Origin of the sequence: Bradyrhizobium sp. CCBAU 11430 (assembly GCF_028128855.1) — a bacterium.
Classification (GTDB): domain Bacteria; phylum Pseudomonadota; class Alphaproteobacteria; order Rhizobiales; family Xanthobacteraceae; genus Bradyrhizobium; species Bradyrhizobium ottawaense.
The window spans coordinates 32,644-48,530 of sequence record NZ_LBJV01000062.1 but is presented as its reverse complement, the minus strand read 5'-3'; the positions used below and the strand labels follow the sequence as shown (position 1 = coordinate 48,530).

The window sequence follows — 15,887 nt, the reverse complement described above, 5'->3', positions numbered from 1 at the left end:
CCCTGTTACATTAAGTTATCTGCGTCATTCAAATGCAATAATCCAACGGAAACGCTTCGATGTCCGCCCAGGCTGCCCGCGCCCCCTCCCCGCAACCGCCGATCCTGCTGCGCGAGACCGTAGGCCCGATCGCCGTGCTGACGCTGAACCGCCCCGCCGCGCGCAACAGCCTGTCGGCGGCGATGATCGCAAGCCTGCATGCCGAGCTCAATGATATCAGCAGCGACAAGGCCGTCCGCGGGGTCGTGATCGCCGCCAACGGTCCCGCCTTCTCCGCCGGCCACGACATGAAGGAGCTGACCGCGCGCCGCACTGACCCCGATCGTGGCCGCGCCTTCTTTGCCGAGATGATGACCGCCTGCAGCGCGATGATGCAGGCGATCGTGCACCTGCCAAAACCTGTGGTCGCATCCGTCCGGGGTATCGCGACCGCGGCCGGCTGCCAGCTCGTGGCCAGCTGCGATCTCGCCATCGCCTCGGAGGACGCGAAATTCGCAACGCCGGGCGTCGACATCGGCTTGTTCTGCTCGACCCCGATGGTGGCGCTATCGCGCAACGTGCCGCGCAAGCAGGCGATGGAGATGCTGCTGACGGGCGAGCCTGTTACGGCCGCGCGCGCTCGCGAGATCGGCCTCATCAACCGCGTGGTGCCCGCCGGCACCGAACGCGACGCCGCGATCGCGCTGGCGGAGCAGGTCGCGCTGAAATCGGCCTACACCGTCAAGCTCGGCAAGGAGGCGTTCTATCGCCAGGCCGAGATGAGCCTTGCAGATGCCTATCGCTATGCCGCAGAGGTAATGACCGAGAACATGATGGCACGCGATGCCGAGGAAGGCATCGGCGCCTTCATCGAGAAGCGCACGCCGACATGGCGGGATGAATAGAATTCGTCATTGCGAGCGAAGCGAAGCAATCCAGAAATCCCTCCGCGGAAAAAGACTGGATTGCTTCGTCGCTTCGCTCCTCGCAATGACAAGGAAAAAGAACAAATGAACCACGACGCCTATTCCGACAATTACATCCGCGCCATCCTCAACAGCGTGAAGTCGATCGCGATGGTCGGCGCCTCGCCGGTCAATGTGCGGCCGAGCTATTTCGCGTTCAAATATCTGGCGCAGCGTGGCTACGACATGATCCCGGTCAATCCCGGCCATGTCGGCAAGGAGCTGCTCGGAAAGCCCTTCATCGCCTCGCTGTCCGACATCGGCCGTCCCATCGACATGATCGACATCTTCCGCAATTCCAGCCACATCATGCCTGTCGTCGAGGAAGCGCTCACGCTCGACCCGCTGCCGAAGGTGATCTGGATGCAGCTTGGCGCACGTGACGACGTGGCGGCAGCGAAAGCCGAGTCGGTCGGTATCAAGGTGGTGATGAACCGCTGCCCCAAGATCGAATATGGCCGCCTGTCGTCCGAGATCTCCTGGATGGGCGTGAATTCGCGCACGCTCAGCTCCAAGCGCGCGCCGGCACCGACGCAAGGCATGCGGCTATCCCTCAATCGGATGAGCGTCGGCGGCGGCGACACTGCGGCCTCCGATCGTGCCGCCAAAAACAAGACCGGGCAAAGCTGACGCAATTGCGAGGGATTCATTTTGCCAACGCGACAATGCGTAGCAAGATCATTCCCAAATGGTCTTGATGTGACACGGCGCCTTGACGCCGAGCGCGGCGCCCATCAGCATGCCGCGCGATTTCAGACCAAGAGAACAGGACGCCCTCAATGAGCGATCGCCTTCCGGGATTTTCAACCCTCGCCGTGCATGCCGGTGCACAGCCCGACCCCACCACCGGCGCGCGCGCGACTCCGATTTATCAAACGACGTCGTTCGTGTTCAACGATGCCGACCACGCTGCCTCGCTGTTCGGTCTGCAGGCGTTCGGCAACATCTATACCCGCATCGGCAATCCCACCAACGCGGTGCTGGAAGAGCGCGTCGCCGCGCTCGAAGGCGGCACGGCCGCGCTTGCGGTGGCCTCGGGCCATGCCGCACAGGTCGTGGTGTTGCAGCAATTGATGCAGCCCGGCGACGAGTTCATCGCCGCGCGAAAACTCTATGGCGGCTCTATCAACCAGTTCACGCACGCCTTCAAGACCTTTGGCTGGAACGTGGTGTGGGCCGATCCCGACGATATCGCAAGCTTCGAGCGCGCGGTGACGCCGCGCACCAAGGCGATCTTCATCGAGTCCATTGCCAATCCCGCCGGCAGCATCACCGACATCGAGGCGATCTCGACGGTGGCGCGGAAGGCGGGCGTGCCGTTGATCGTCGACAACACGCTGGCCTCGCCCTACCTGATCCGCCCGATCGACCACGGCGCCGACATCGTCGTGCACTCGCTGACGAAGTTCCTGGGCGGTCACGGCAATTCACTCGGCGGCATCATCGTCGATGCCGGCACCTTCGACTGGTCGACCGGCGGCAAATATCCGATGCTGTCGGAGCCGCGACCGGAATATCACGGCATCCGCCTGCAGGAGACCTTTGGCAATTTCGCCTTCGCGATCGCCTGCCGCGTGCTGGGCTTGCGCGACCTCGGCCCCGCTCTGTCGCCGTTCAACGCCTTCATGATCCTGACCGGCATCGAGACCTTGCCGCTGCGCATGCAGAAGCAGTGCGACAATGCGAAAGCGATCGCCGAATTCCTCGCCGGCCATCCGGCGGTGGCGTCGGTTAGCTATGCGGGCTTGGCAAGCGACAAGTATAACCAGCTCGCGCGCAAATACGCACCGAGGGGCGCGGGCGCCGTGTTCACCTTCAGCCTGAAGGGCGGCTATGACGCCGGCGTCAGCCTGGTGTCGAAACTGCAGCTGTTCTCGCATCTCGCCAATGTCGGCGACACCCGCTCGCTGGTGATCCATCCGGCGTCCACCACGCACAGCCAGCTCGACGACGCCGCCAAGGTGAAGTCCGGCGCCGGCCCCGACGTGGTGCGGCTCTCGATCGGCATCGAGGACAAGGAAGACCTGATCGCCGATCTGGAACAGGCGCTGGGGGCGTAGCTTTCCCGGTCATTCCGGGACGCCTGAATGCGCCCCGGAATGACGTCCCGGTTAACAGTCATTAACCATATCTGCCCCATACATCGTCCTTGGATCGCCCTTTTGATTCGGAGCCGACGATGCTGCGCTGGATGGTGCCTGCCCTTGCGGCGATGCTGACGGTTTCAGCCGCCGTTGCCGCTGACTTGCCGGCCACGCCGAAGCGGCGCGCCGCCGCTCCGCCACAGGAGCCGCCGCAGGTCTATGTCGATACCGACCCGGATGCGCTGATCTCGCCGGCCTATGGCATCGGCAGCTATATCCGCAATCTGCCGGGCACGCCGCTGCTGCCGGGCTCGCACACCTTGCCGGGCTACTACGGCCGCCCCTGGAGCTACGACTATCAGGGCGCGTATTACGGCGGGAAGCAGGTCGATTATTTCTGGCGCCTACCCTACGCGTGCGGCATCTACGGCTATTGCTGATCAGCCGGGCTGGCTAATCGGAACCGCACGCGGCTGCGCCTCCGCAGATCGCCGCGAAGCGAGCCGCTCCACCTGCATCACCGCGAGCGTCAACACGACGATTGCGACGGCCTGATGCGACAGCGCGAGGTCGATCGGCACCTGGTTGAGCAGCGTGAGAATGCCGAGCACCGCCTGCAGGCTCACCGCCGCGAACAGCCAGAGCGCGCCGCTTGCGGCCGCACCTGCGCGCGAACGCACCGCGTCGATCGCATGCAGCGCGGCCAGCGCGAACAGCGCATAGGCGGTCATGCGGTGCTCGAACTGCACCGTCAGCACATTGTCGAACATGTTGCGCCACCACGGGGTCTCGAACCACAGCCGCTCGGCCGAGGGAATGAACGCGCCGTCGATCTGCGGCCAGGTGTTGTAGGCGCGCCCGGCGCGCAGGCCCGCAACCAGCGCACCGAAATAGATCTGCACGAACGTCACGACGAGGAGCAGCGCGCCCGTGAAGCGCAACCGCGCAGACGCCGCGATCTGCGGCCGCTCCTTGAGCCGCCGCACCGTCCAGACGATGCCAGCAAAGATCAGGAGCGCGAGCACAAGATGCGTCGCCAACCGATATTGCGACACCTCGACCCGCTCGGTGAGACCCGAGGCGACCATCCACCAGCCGACCGCGCCCTGGAGACCGCCAAGCGCGAATAGAAGCCACAGTCTACGTTTCAATTCACCGGACAGCCCACCGCGCCACAGGAAGAACAGGAACGGCAAGAGATAGGCGACGCCAATGAAACGGCCGAGCAGCCGGTGGCTCCATTCCCACCGGAAAATCTGCTTGAACTCGGACAGGCTCATGCCCGCGTTGAGCTCGCGATATTGCGGGATTCTCTTGTAGGCCTCGAACGCCTCGGTCCACTGCGCTTCCGACAGTGGCGGGACGCTGCCCGTGACCGGCTTCCATTCGACGATCGAAAGGCCGGATTCCGTGAGCCGCGTCGCACCGCCGACCAGCACCATCAGCGCGATCAGCGCGGCGACGGAGATCAGCCACCAGCGCACGGCGCGATGCGGGTTGGTTGGAACGGAATTCGTCGTCATTTCAGGCGCTAAAACCAGGGCTTGAACCGGACTGCGTGCCCCTTATAGTCCCCCGCTCCCGCAGCGCAAGTTACGCGAAGGCCGTATAGTCAGCCATGACGATCCGCACCCGCAAGTTCCTCGGCGCCATCCTGCTCCTGGTGCTGGCCACGGTCTGGGCCCTGCTCGGCATGGCGGCGGCGCAGATGCCGTGGATCGCCGAGTCCGGCTGGCGGCAGGCGATCTATTACGTGGTGGTCGGCATGGGCTGGGTGCTGCCGGCGATGCCGATCGTGAGCTGGATGCAGCGACCTGATCGCGTCAAGTCTGGCTCGTAGCGGTCGGCCTCACCGGCGCAAACGCAACACCCGACACCAGCACGCGCAACATACGCAGCGAGCGCACGCGACCGTCCCAGGAAATCCGCGGCAGCGCGCGCAGATTGGTCCGCCCCTCCGCGTCCACGATGCCCGGGATCGTCGACACCGCGCTGGCAAAGCCCGCCTCCTCCGCCATCACAACGTGGCCGCGCCGGAACGAGGTACGATCGCCGAACGGAAAGGCGAGATGCCTGACATCGCGGCGGAAGGCCGCTTCGGCAACGGCCTTGCCCATCGCCATCTCGCGCGAGGCTGCCGTATCCTTCATGTTGGCGAGAACCGGATAGTTCACCGTGGCGCTGCCGATCGTGACGAGCGGATCGGCGGCGAGCTTCGCCAGATCCTCCCAATCCATCGACGCTTCGCGCGAGAGCGCGGCGAGATCGATCCGGTAGCGCGTGCAGAGATCGGCGATCGCGGCCGACAGATCCGCCGGCGACAGCGAGCGCAGCCAGCTCTCGAGATGCGAAAACAGCGCCTTCTTCTCGGCATTGCCGGTGACGGTGAAGCGCTGCTCCTTCTCACCCATTATCAGATTGATGCGGCTCTCGCGCGCGATCACCTGTTCGAGCCCGAGCCACCAGGCCTGCCCGACGCCATCGGGAAACGCGGTGGGCACGTAGATCGTGAAGGGCACGGCGTGCTGCGCCAGCACCGGATAGGCAAAGTCGATCAGATCCTTGTTCGCGCCGTCGAAAGTGAGCGCCACGAAACGCCGCTTCTCCGGCAGTGTCACCGCGCGCCGGCAGACCTCGTCCATGCCGAGAAAATCGTAGTTCCAGCGCTTCAACGCGCGAACGGCGCGGTCGAGAAATTGCGGCGTGATCTCGTCCGCGCGCAGCGGCTGAAACCCGCCGCGCCGCCGTGGCCGCACCCGCGCAAAGCGCAGGATGGCGCCGGCACCGCGGCTGCGCAGCGCAGCCTGGCCGGTGAACCAGGCCAGCTCGAGGCGCAGCCGTTCCAGCCATCTGTCGTCGGATGCCAAAATCTTGACCCTTCGCGCCCTGAAGGCGCCCGTTCCCTCTCCATTGTCCTTACCCTTTGTTGACATTTCTTTGCAAAGGTCGGCCACAGGCCGAATTACGTCTATTTTGATTTCTCGACAGGTTTCGCGAATGACCATGGCTGCGGCGATGCAAAGCCGGACGGCAGAAGCGCCAGCGCGGTCGAAAGCGAGCCGTATCGCGCATGTCGATATCGTCACCGATCTCGGCGCCGCGGAGGCGGTCTGGCGCGCCTTCGAGGAGCCCGGCCATCTCTTCACGCCCTATCAGCGGTTCGATCTGCTGAGCCCTTGGCAGCGACTGGTCGGCGAGCGCGAGGGCGCGCGGCCCTTCGTCGTGATCGGCCGCGACGCCGATCACACGCCATTGATGCTGCTGCCGCTCTCGCTGCGCCAAAGCCACGGCGTGCGTACGGCCTGCTTCATGGGCGGCAAGCATACGACCTTCAACATGGGCCTGTGGAACGCCGCGTGTGCTGCGCAGACCACTGCCGCAGATCTCGATACGCTGCTTGCGCCGCTGCGCGAGCACATCGACGTGCTCGCGCTGACGCAGCAGCCGCAGCGCTGGCACGGCCAGCAGAACCCGTTTGCCCTATTGCCGCGGCAGAGCCCGATCAACGGCTGCCCGCAACTGGTGCTGGAGCCGGGCGGGCCGCCGGCATCGCGGATCAGCAATTCCTTCCGCCGCCGCCTCAAGAGCAAGGAAAAGAAGCTCCAGGCGCTCGCCGGCTATCGCTATCACCTTGCCACGTCAGACGCGGACGTCACCCGCCTGCTCGACTGGTTCTTCCGCGTCAAGCCGGTGCGGATGGCAGAACAGAAGCTTCCAAACGTCTTCGCCGAGCCGGGCGTCGAGCAGTTCGTCCGCAGCGCTTGCCTTGCGCCGCGCGGCGAAGGCCGCGTCATCGACATCCACGCGCTCGAATGCGACGACGAGGTGATCGCGATCTTCGCCGGCGTCGCCGACGGTGAGCGCTTCTCGATGATGTTCAACACCTACACGATGTCCGAGCACGCCCGCTACAGCCCCGGCCTGATCCTGATGCGCTACATCATCGATCGCTACGGCGAGCGCGGCTACCGCTCGCTCGACCTCGGCATCGGTTCGGACGACTACAAGCGAATGTTCTGCAAGGACGACGAAGACATCTTCGACAGTTTTGTCCCGCTGACCTCGCGCGGCAAGCTCGCGGCGATGGCGATGTCCTCGCTCAGCCACGGCAAGCGGCTGGTGAAGCAGAACCAGATGCTGTTTGATCTGGCCAGGCGGCTGCGGCAGGCATTCGGGTAAAGCCTCTCCGCGAACGCCGATATCGTAGGGTGGGCAAAGCGACTTGTCCGCCGTAGCTCGCAGAGCGAAGGCGGAAGCGTGCCCACGTCTTCTGTTACTGTATGGAATAGGTGGTGGGCACGACGCGAACGCGCCTTTGCCCACCCTACGATTCCGAGTGCGCGAGAGGGAAAGAAAAGCCTACGCCGCCACCACGCGCGGCGCCTCGATCGCATCCGAAGCCTGCACGGGCTTGCTCAGCATCGTCACCTCGCTGAAGCCGACCGCCCGGAGCTGCTCGCACATCAGCGTGCGCGCATCGCTTGCCATCGAGGCATCGGGCACCACGACGGCGCGGGCATGCGCCGTCAGCAGCTCGGCCGGAAGGTCGGAGGCGCTGCCGGCGTCGACCAGGACGTGATCATAGGCGCGCAGCAGCGCGTCGATCGCGAGCGTCACCCGCGGCGATTGCAGCACGCTGCGGTCGAAGCCGGGACGGCCGGCCATGACAAGGTGGAGCCGTGACAGCTTGTCCCGGGTGATGATTTGCGCGAACGACGCCTCACCCTGCATCAGCTCGGCAAGGCCGGGCGCCGAAGCATCGACGGACACCGCGGCAATCGTCGGCGAGGACGCAGCGAGATCGACCACGACGACGCGCGCCTCGCGCGCCAGATGCCGGGCGAGCGTCAGCGTCGACAGCGTAATGGCTTCGCCGGAAGCGGTGCCGAGCACAGTGACCTTCTTCGCCGCAGCGCCCGCGGCGCGCAGGCCGCCGGCCAGATTTTCGATCTCGGTGAATTCGGTGACGTCGGCATGATCAGTCATCTCCGGCTGAAGCCGCGCGGCCTCTGCCATGACCGGATCGGCGATCGGCTCGACCTCGGGCCGCACAACCGGCTGGACGACCGGTTGGACAACCGGTTCCCGGCGCACCGGTGCCTGCGTTTGCGCCGGGCCGACCGCCACAGCGCGCGGTGCGGTCTGGCGCAACAGCTCGCCGGTGACGACGACGCCGGACGAAAGCAGCAGCGTCGCGATCGTCGCGATCAGCACGATCGGCAGCTTCTTCGGGTAGGCCGGCGTGTTCGAAACGATGGCGCGCGAGATGACGCGGCCGTCGGTCGGCGCCGTGTCGATGGTCTCGCGGGTATTGGCCTCGCGGTACTTGGCGAGATAGCCTTCCAGCAGATCGCGCTGCGCCTTGGCCTCGCGATCGAGTGCGCGGAGCTGGACGTCCTGGCCGTTGGTCGAGGTCGCCTGCTTCTTGAGCTGCTCGAGGCTCACGGTCAGGCCATCGACGCGGCCGCTGGCGATCCGCGCGTCGCTTTCGAGCGAGCGGGAAATCTTGGCCGCTTCGTCGCGGATCTGATTGTCGAGGTCGCCAAGCTGCGCCTTCAGCTCCTTGATGCGCGGGTGATTGCCGAGCAGCGTGGACGACTGCTCGGCGAGCTGCGCACGCAACGTCACCCTTTGCTCCGACAGCCGCCGCATCAATTCGGAGTTCACGACTTCGGATGCCTCGATCGGTTTGCCGCTCTGGAGCATCTCCTTGATCAGCCTAGCCTTGGATTCCGCATCCGCCTTCAGCGAGCGCGCATTGTTGAGCTGGGTGTTCACCTCGCCCATTTGCTGGTTCGACAGCGTGGTGTTGTTGGTGCCGATGAACAGGCTCGACTTGGAGCGGAAGTCCTCCACCCTGGCCTCGGCGTCGGAGACCTTCTTGCGCAAGCTCTCGATCTCGCCGGCGAGCCACTGGCTGGCATTCTTGGCCTGGTCCTGGCGCGCATTCTGCTGGAGCACCAGATAGCCGTCGGCGATCGAATTGGCGACGCGGGCGGCAAGATCCGGATCGGCGGACTGGAATTCGACCACGATGACGCGCGATTTGTCGACGGCATAGGCCTGCAGACGGTCGTAATAGGCATCGAGCACGCGCTCTTCCGGCGTCATCGAGAACGGATCACGGCCGATACCGATCATCGCGGCCAGCGACTTCAGTGGCGAGATGCCCTGCAGCACCGGATCGAACTCGGGGCGTTCGGCGAGCTTGTTCTTCTTGATGATCTCCCGCGCGAGATCGCGCGACAGCACCAGCTGCACCTGGCTGGTGACGGCCTCGGCGTCGAGCGCCTGCCGCTCCTCGGCGCGGTCGCTGCTCGGGCGCAGGAATACGTTCTCGCGGCCGTCGATGAGGATGCGCGATTCGGACTTGTAACGCGGCGTGACGAGATTGACGATCGCAAAGGATGCGACCAGCGCCAGCACCGTCGGCACGATGATCCAGCCGCGCTTGCGCGCCAATGCCGCGCCGAGCGCGTGCAGGTCGATATCGCCGGACTCGACTTGGGCGTGCTTCGTGACGATCGGCGCAGGCCTGACTTCGATCTTCTGCTCGATCTTCCGCTCGATCTTGGGCTCGACTTGGACGTCAGCCTTGACGTCAGCTTTGGGCGCGACTTCGGCCTTGGACTTTCCAACAGCCCGCGCAACCACCGCCTTGTCCTTGCCGGCACGCCAGAACGCTAAACGCATCGAACACTCCCGCAGGGGCAACGCCACAAGCTACCTCAACCCCGGCGATTACACTCCATTAAGGTTGCCGCTGGGTTAATCGCGGCATGCGGCGACTTGCGCAGGCGCACGCGTCACCGTTTGTTAACCACGAGGCCCCTTAATCTGTCTCGATATTTTCCTAGGAATTGTTCGGCATTCGCCGTCGAGCGCTGGTTTTGATTCATGCCCCCCTCTCCTGACCGGCCGCTTCGTATCCTGCACGCCGTGCGTGCTCCGGTCGGCGGCATCTTCCGCCACATCCTCGACGTCGCCAACGGCCAGGTCGACCGCGGCCACCATGTCGGCATCCTCGCCGATAGCCTCACCGGCGGCGAGCGCGCCGACAAGGCCCTCGCCGAGCTCGCGCCGCGGCTGAAGCTCGGCGTGCACCGGATGGCGATCCGCCGCGAGCCCTCTCCGGACGACGTTTTGGTGTGGCTTCGCATGCGGCGCCTGATTGCCACCCTGAAGCCCGACGTCATGCACGGCCACGGCGCCAAGGCCGGCGCCTTCATCCGCATGCGGCGACGCTCCGACGACACCATCCGCATCTACACGCCGCACGGCGGCTCGCTGCATTATCCCCTCAACACCTTGAAGGGCGAGTTTTACGCGCGACTCGAGCGCTCGCTGATGGATTCGACCGACCTGTTCCTGTTCGAAAGCGCGTTTGCCCGCGACACCTATCAACGCATCGTCGGCACGCCCAAGGGCGTGGTGCATTGCGTCTTCAACGGCGTCACGCCCGAGGAGTTCGAGCCGGTCGTGACCACCGACGATGCGACCGACCTCGCCTATGTCGGCGAGTTCAGGCACATCAAGGGCGCCGATCTCCTGGTCGATGCCGTGGCGCGCCTGCACGAGGGCGGCAAGAAGGTCACGCTGACGCTCGGCGGCGACGGCGAGGAGACGGCGGCGCTGAAGGCGCAGGTCGAGAAGCTCGGTTTGTCCGGCGCCATCCGCTTCATCGGTCACGTCAAGGCGCGCTACGGCTTCTCCAAGGGGCGGCTGCTGGTCGTCCCCTCGCGCGGCGATTCCATGCCCTATGTCGTGATCGAGGCCGGCGCGGCCGGCATTCCCATGATCGCATCGCGCATCGGCGGCATTCCCGAGATCTTCGGCTCCGACAGTCCGGCCCTGTTCGCGCCGAGCAATTCCGAGGCCATGGCCGAGGCGATCGCGGCCGCACTCGACGATCCCACCGCAACGGCGCAGCGCGCCGTGTCCTTGCGCGAACGCATCTCGGCGCATTTCTCGCAAGCCGCCATGGTCGACGGCGTAATCGCCGGCTATCGCGATGCATTTGCCAATCATTAACCATCCTTAAGCCCGCTTTAGAAAATCTTCCGATTTGTTCGATAATCGAAGGACCGGGGAATGCCGCCCGGGGCGCCAACGCCATTGGCCCGCGGGTGCTTGAAATGGACGTGGACGCCCGTGGAACCGCTCAACGCACGCTCGATGCTCGATGCCGCGACCAGTGCCGCGGCGAAACCCGCTGACCAACCCTTCGTGGAGCGCCGCCGCCGGCTCTCGCCCGCAGCCCTCGACGTCGTCAACCAGAAGGTCGCCCGCGCCTATTCACCGATCGTGATCGCCGGCTTCGTGCGCGTGGCCGACTTCGCGCTGCTCAGCCTCGTCGGTATCGCGCTCTATGTCGGCTACGTCATGCCGCTCTCCGGCTTCAGCTGGGTCTATCCCGCCGAGGTCATCGCCGTATCGATCGCCGCCGTGATCTGCTTCCAGGCCGCCGACATCTATCAGGTGCAGCTGTTCCGCGGGCAGCTCCGGCAGATGACACGGATGATCTCGTCCTGGTCGTTCGTCTTCCTGCTGTTCATCGGCATCTCCTTCTTCGCCAAATACGGCAGCGAAATCTCGCGGCTGTGGCTCGCCGCCTTCTATTTCCTCGGGCTCGCCGCGCTGCTTGCCGAGCGTCTGGTGCTGCGATCGCTGGTGCGCGGCTGGGCGCGCCAGGGCCGGCTCGACCGCCGCACCATCATCGTCGGCGCCGACAGCAACGGCGAGCAGCTGGTCGAAGCGCTCAAAGCGCAGGAGGATTCCGACATCCACGTGCTCGGCGTGTTCGACGACCGCAACGACAGCCGCGCGCTCGACACCTGCGCCGGCGCGCGCAAGCTCGGCAAGGTCGACGACATCGTCGAATTCGCCCGCCGCACCCGCGTCGATCTCGTGCTGTTCGCGCTGCCGATCTCGGCGGAGACGCGCATCCTGGAAATGCTGAAGAAGCTCTGGGTGCTGCCGGTCGACATCCGCCTTTCCGCGCACACCAACAAGCTGCGGTTCCGGCCCCGCTCCTATTCCTATCTCGGCGAGGTGCCGACGCTCGACGTGTTCGAGGCGCCGATCACCGACTGGGATCTGGTGATGAAATGGCTGTTCGACCGCGTCGTCGGCAGTCTCGCGCTGCTCGTGGCGCTGCCGGTGATGGGACTGGTGGCGCTGGCGGTGAAGCTCGACAGCCCCGGCCCGGCGCTGTTCCGCCAGAAGCGCTTCGGCTTCAACAACGAGCGCATCGACGTCTACAAGTTCCGCTCGATGTACCACCATCAGGCCGATCCCACGGCCTCCAAGGTCGTGACCAAGAACGATCCGCGCGTCACCCGCGTCGGCCGCTTCATCCGCAAGACCAGCCTCGACGAGCTGCCGCAGCTCTTCAACGTGGTGTTCTCCGGCAATCTCTCTTTGGTCGGCCCCCGCCCGCATGCGGTGCAGGGCAAGCTGCAGAGCCGGCTGTTCGACGAAGCCGTCGACGGCTATTTCGCCCGCCACCGCGTCAAGCCCGGCATCACCGGCTGGGCCCAGATCAACGGCTGGCGCGGCGAGATCGACAACGAGGAGAAGATCCAGAAGCGCGTCGAGTTCGACCTCTATTACATCGAGAACTGGTCGGTGCTGTTCGACCTCTACATTCTCCTGAAGACGCCGATCTCGCTGCTGACCAAGAACGAGAACGCGTATTGAGTTTTCCGTCATGCCCCGGCTTGACCGGGCGATGACAGCGGTGTTTGGCGTCCGAATAGCGTGAGCATGTGATGGCGTATGCGGCGACAGCCGGTGGAGTGAACGTAGCCGTACCGGCTGCGCCCGGCGTGCTGGCGCTGCAGCGCGCGCTGGTGTGGCTGGTCGGCGCCTCCGGCGCGGTCGTCTTCATCGAGCCGAGCCCCTACGAGATCATGACGCTGCTCGCAGCCGTCACGTTCTTCGCCACCGGCCTGCGGCTGCGGCTCGCGCTGATGCCGCTGGTGCTGATGCTGGTCCTGCTCAATGTCGGCTACACCATCAGCGCGATCCCGCTGTTCGAGCGGTCCGAGGTCGTAAGCTGGATCGCGACCTCCTGGTACATGGCGGTGACGGTGGTGTTCTTCGCCATGGTCACGTCCGAGGACACCGCGGCCCGGCTCGACATGCTCCGCCGCGGCCTCGTGGTCGGCGCGATGATCGCCTCACTCCTGGCGGTCGCCGGCTATTTCCACCTGGTGCCCGGCGGCAACGACCTCCTCACGCTCTACGGCCGCGCGCGCGGCACGTTCAAGGACCCGAACGTGCTCGGCGCCTTCCTGATCCTGCCGGCGCTGTTCGCGCTGCAGAGCGTGGTCTCGGACAAGCTCGGCAAGGCGTTCCGCAACGTCATCGCCTTCGGCATCATGTCGCTCGCGATCCTGCTCGCCTTCTCACGTGCCGCCTGGGGCGGCCTCGTGCTGACCTCCGCCTTCATGCTGGCGCTGATGGTGCTGACCAGCCGCACCAACGCGCAGCGCTCGCGCATCATCATCATGGCGATCGTGGCCGCCGTGCTGGGGCTCGCGCTGATCGCGGTGCTGCTGTCGTTCGATTCCACCGCCGAGATGTTCAAGCAGCGCGCGAGCTTCGACCAGAGCTACGACGAGGGCCGCTTCGGCCGGTTCGGCCGCCACATCCTGGGCGCAGAGATGGCGCTCGACCTGCCGTTCGGCATCGGCCCCCTGCAATTCCACCGCTTCTTCCCCGAGGACACCCACAACTCCTATCTCAACGCCTTCATGTCCGGCGGCTGGCTGTCCGGCGTGTGTTATCCCGCGCTGGTCTTCACCACCGTCATCATGGGCTTCCGGCACATCTTCGTCCCGGTGCCCTGGCAGCGCGCTTATCTCGCCGTGTTCTCCGCCTTCGTCGGCACCGTCGGCGAAAGCTTCGTGATCGACACCGACCACTGGCGGCACTTCTGGATGATGCTGGGCGCGATGTGGGGCATGATCGCGGCCGCGCAGATCTACAAGATCAGGGCTGGCGAGGACGCGTCTTCAGCTTGAGAGCCGGACGTTTTTCCGGCGGCGTGTCGAGCAGGCTCTTCAGCGCCTCGGTTGCCGCGAGCACACCCTTGTAGCCCTCGTTGGCGAAACGCAGCAGCAGCCGCAATTCCTCGTCGGAATAGCCGCCGAACACCTTTTCCATCGCCTGCTGCATCGGCACGTAGAATTGGCCGATCTTCATCGCCGCGTCCGGCACGACGGCGATGAAGACCTTGCGGCGGTCTTTCTCATCCCGTTCACGGCGCACCAGGCCGGCCTTTTCGAGCCGGTCGATCACGCCGGTGATCGCACCGGTCGTGAGGCCCGTGACCTCGGCGAGCCTTCCTGCAGTGACGCGTCCTTCGAGATACAGGATGTCCATGCATTCGAGATCGGAATTGGCAATTCCGGCAACGTTGGCAACGGTTTGCCCATAGAGCACGCCCTGCGCGGACGACCGGCGCATGGCGTCCTCGAGCTCCTGCAGCAGCGCGTTGCGCGCCTTCGTCCTTGACAAGGCCGACCTCATATCTTAGGCGATATATATCTTAGTCACTAAGATATTTAGCGACCGTAATTCCTCCTAGCACCACGGAAACGTCGGGAGCAAGCCATGTCCTATCGACCCCGCAAGGCCCTGATCATCGGCGCCGGCATTGCCGGCCCCGTGGCCGCGATCCTGCTGCGCCGCGCCGGCATCGAGTCCGCGATCTTCGAGGCCTGGCCCTATTCGAAGGGCATCGGCGGCGGCCTTCAGATCGCGCCGAACGGCATGCATGTGATGGACGAGATCGGGCTGGCGAATGAGTTGATCGGCCGCGGCTCGGTCGCAGAATCCTTCGACTTCTATTCGCAAGGCGGCGTGAGGCTCGGTTCGATCAACCGCGACATGGAACGGCGCTTCGGCCAGCCTGCGGTGAACGTCTGCCGCGCCACGCTGAACGAAATCCTGATCGACAAGGCCTGGTGCGCCTGCGTTTCGCTCTATTTCGAGAAGCGCCTGATCAAGGTCGAGGATCGCGGCGACCAGCCGATCATTGCCTATTTCGCCGACGGCACCACCGCCGAGGGCGACTTCCTGATCGGTGCCGACGGCGTGCACTCGATCACACGTCGGCAGGTGGTGCCGGACGGACCCCAGCCGTTCAACACCGGACTGATCGGCTTCGGCGGCTTCTTGCCGCACGCCGTGCTCGACGGCAGATCGATCGGCCGGCACGTCGAGACCACGTTCGGCCAGAGCGGCTTCTTCGGCTACGGCTATTGCAGCCCCGATCCCACGGACGGCGTGATGTGGTGGAGCACGCAGCCCGCGCACGGCATGGACGCCGCGATGTTTCGCGCGCTCGACCCGTCGACGCTGAAGCAGCATCTGCGCGGCTTCCACCGCGGCTGGCACGATCCGATCCCCGATATCATCGAGGCCGCCGAGAACATCGTGGTCACCGACACGCTCGACGTAGCGACCCTGCCGACCTGGTCGCGCAAGCGCTCGCTGCTGATTGGGGACGCCGCGCATGCGACCAGCCCCCATGCCGGCCAGGGTGCTTCGCTCGCGCTCGAGGATGCGATGCGGCTCGCCCGCCTGATGCAGGACGGCCAGGAGCTCGGCGCCACCTTCCAGGCCTTCGAGGCCGAGCGTCGCCCGCGCACCGAGAAGATCGTCGCCATGGCCCGCCGCAACGGCAACAGCAAGCGCGAATTCAGCGCCACCGGCGCGTGGGTGCGCAATCAGATGCTGAAATGGCTGCTGCCGCTGGGATCGAAAAGCATGGAGTTCATGTACGCGTATGATGCGCGGGCGGTGTAACAGAGACGGTGCCGTAGGGTGGGCAAAGCGCAGCGTGCCCACC

The 15,887-nt window shown here is 65.2% G+C and carries 14 protein-coding genes; 10 read left to right on the top strand and 4 right to left on the bottom strand.

Annotated elements, in window-relative coordinates; genetic code table 11:
* Positions 1 to 59 precede the first annotated feature (59 nt).
* The 4 genes from XI04_RS21705 (at position 60) to XI04_RS21690 (ending at position 3,468) form a co-directional block, all read left to right on the top strand.
* Entirely contained in the window at positions 60 to 884 is an 825-nt protein-coding gene (locus XI04_RS21705) for an enoyl-CoA hydratase (protein WP_038973476.1), read from the top strand.
* Positions 885 to 989: 105 nt separating this feature from the next.
* On the top strand, positions 990 to 1,574 hold the full coding sequence (locus XI04_RS21700; RefSeq protein WP_271609000.1) for a CoA-binding protein: 585 nt from the start codon (positions 990 to 992) through the stop codon (positions 1,572 to 1,574).
* 149 nt (positions 1,575 to 1,723) lie between these two features.
* Complete coding sequence (locus XI04_RS21695; RefSeq protein ID WP_271609001.1) at positions 1,724 to 3,004, top strand: O-acetylhomoserine aminocarboxypropyltransferase; 1,281 nt, start codon at positions 1,724 to 1,726, stop codon at positions 3,002 to 3,004.
* Positions 3,005 to 3,123: 119 nt separating this feature from the next.
* Positions 3,124 to 3,468 (top strand): hypothetical protein, encoded by a 345-nt coding sequence (locus XI04_RS21690; RefSeq protein WP_028141414.1) that lies wholly within the window; start codon positions 3,124 to 3,126, stop codon positions 3,466 to 3,468.
* On the opposite strand, the gene XI04_RS21685 is transcribed toward XI04_RS21690, so the two are convergent.
* The gene (locus tag XI04_RS21685; RefSeq protein ID WP_271609002.1) at positions 3,469 to 4,551 is read right to left on the bottom strand and encodes a COX15/CtaA family protein; all 1,083 of its coding nucleotides are present in this window, start codon (positions 4,549 to 4,551) and stop codon (positions 3,469 to 3,471) included.
* A gap of 95 nt (positions 4,552 to 4,646) precedes the next feature.
* On the opposite strand from XI04_RS21685, the gene XI04_RS21680 reads away from it, so the two are divergent.
* Entirely contained in the window at positions 4,647 to 4,868 is a 222-nt protein-coding gene (locus XI04_RS21680) for a DUF2842 domain-containing protein (protein ID WP_018320088.1), read from the top strand.
* Here the strand turns inward: XI04_RS21680 and XI04_RS21675 are convergent.
* Complete coding sequence (locus XI04_RS21675; RefSeq protein ID WP_152102866.1) at positions 4,852 to 5,895, bottom strand: polysaccharide deacetylase family protein; 1,044 nt, start codon at positions 5,893 to 5,895, stop codon at positions 4,852 to 4,854. The two genes, XI04_RS21680 and XI04_RS21675, sit on opposite strands and share 17 nt — an antisense overlap.
* Before the next feature lie 130 nt (positions 5,896 to 6,025).
* Here XI04_RS21675 and XI04_RS21670 point away from each other — a divergent pair, with 130 nt between their 5' ends.
* A complete protein-coding gene (locus XI04_RS21670) occupies positions 6,026 to 7,207 on the top strand; it encodes a GNAT family N-acetyltransferase (protein WP_271592555.1) in 1,182 nt (393 codons plus the stop codon).
* Positions 7,208 to 7,387: 180 nt separating this feature from the next.
* On the opposite strand, the gene XI04_RS21665 is transcribed toward XI04_RS21670, so the two are convergent.
* On the bottom strand, positions 7,388 to 9,721 hold the full coding sequence (locus tag XI04_RS21665; protein ID WP_271609003.1) for a GumC family protein: 2,334 nt from the start codon (positions 9,719 to 9,721) through the stop codon (positions 7,388 to 7,390).
* 204 nt (positions 9,722 to 9,925) lie between these two features.
* Between XI04_RS21665 and XI04_RS21660 the strand changes: the two genes are divergently transcribed.
* The 3 genes from XI04_RS21660 (at position 9,926) to XI04_RS21650 (ending at position 14,055) form a co-directional block, all read left to right on the top strand.
* Positions 9,926 to 11,059 carry a glycosyltransferase family 4 protein gene (locus tag XI04_RS21660; RefSeq protein WP_028141409.1) on the top strand — a complete coding sequence of 378 codons (1,134 nt, stop codon included), beginning with the start codon at positions 9,926 to 9,928 and terminating at the stop codon, positions 11,057 to 11,059.
* Positions 11,060 to 11,179: 120 nt separating this feature from the next.
* A complete protein-coding gene (locus XI04_RS21655) occupies positions 11,180 to 12,727 on the top strand; it encodes an undecaprenyl-phosphate glucose phosphotransferase (protein ID WP_028141408.1) in 1,548 nt (515 codons plus the stop codon).
* 71 nt (positions 12,728 to 12,798) lie between these two features.
* A complete protein-coding gene (locus XI04_RS21650; RefSeq protein ID WP_271609004.1) occupies positions 12,799 to 14,055 on the top strand; it encodes an O-antigen ligase family protein in 1,257 nt (418 codons plus the stop codon).
* Here XI04_RS21650 and XI04_RS21645 read toward each other — a convergent pair.
* Positions 14,024 to 14,500, bottom strand: a complete 477-nt coding sequence (locus tag XI04_RS21645; RefSeq protein WP_271609015.1) for a MarR family transcriptional regulator — start codon at positions 14,498 to 14,500, stop codon at positions 14,024 to 14,026. The genes XI04_RS21650 and XI04_RS21645 overlap by 32 nt on opposite strands.
* 147 nt (positions 14,501 to 14,647) lie before the next feature.
* Between XI04_RS21645 and XI04_RS21640 the strand changes: the two genes are divergently transcribed.
* Positions 14,648 to 15,844 carry an FAD-dependent monooxygenase gene (locus XI04_RS21640; RefSeq protein ID WP_271623763.1) on the top strand — a complete coding sequence of 399 codons (1,197 nt, stop codon included), beginning with the start codon at positions 14,648 to 14,650 and terminating at the stop codon, positions 15,842 to 15,844.
* Positions 15,845 to 15,887 lie beyond the last annotated feature (43 nt).